General features: G+C 43.0%; 1 protein-coding gene. It reads left to right on the forward strand.

Going from position 1 to position 661, the window contains the following annotated elements; translation table 11 throughout:
• Window positions 1-20: 20 nt before the first annotated feature.
• The coding region (locus PVV66_RS09660) for a site-specific DNA-methyltransferase (RefSeq protein ID WP_273761011.1) at window positions 21-661 on the forward strand (641 nt) is incomplete at its 3' end.

The following is a 661-nucleotide window of genomic DNA, read 5'->3' on the forward strand; positions in this document are numbered from 1 at the left end:
CGTCACGGGGAAGTGCGTAAATGACTATAATAGCGGGTGAAGATAAAATAGAGGGCATGAGTCAAAGCCCACAAGAGCAAGATATTGCAAAACTAAAGGCAGCCTTTCCGCAATGTTTTGCCGAGGGAAAGCTGGATATAGACCAACTTCTTAATCTATGCGGCGAATATATCGATAATGATTTTGAAAAGTTCAAATTTGAATGGAAGGGCAAAGGAGCAAGTTTAAAGCTTGCGCAAAAGCCTTCACTTGCGACATTGCGCCCGAAGCGCGAGGAGAGCGTAAACTTTGATAATACACATAATCTTTATATTAAGGGCGATAATCTTGAAGTCTTAAAGCTTATTCAGCGGGCTTATTTTGGCCAAGTGAAGATGATCTATATAGATCCGCCCTATAATACGGGGAATGATTTTATTTATGAAGATAATTTCAAGGACCCGTTGGCGCGCTATAAGGAAGTGACGAGCCAAACGACAAAATCGAACCCTGAAACAATGGGGCGGTTTCACACAGCGTGGCTCAATATGATTTATCCGCGCTTGCGTTTGGCGCAGACGCTTTTGCGTGACGATGGTGTGATCTTTATCTCAATAGATGATCATGAGGTGCATAATTTGCGCAAAGTGTGCGACGAGGTGTTTGGCGAAGAGAATTTTGT

It is taken from the genome of Bartonella sp. AU16XJBT, assembly GCF_028618665.1.
Taxonomy (GTDB): Bacteria; Pseudomonadota; Alphaproteobacteria; order Rhizobiales; family Rhizobiaceae; genus Bartonella.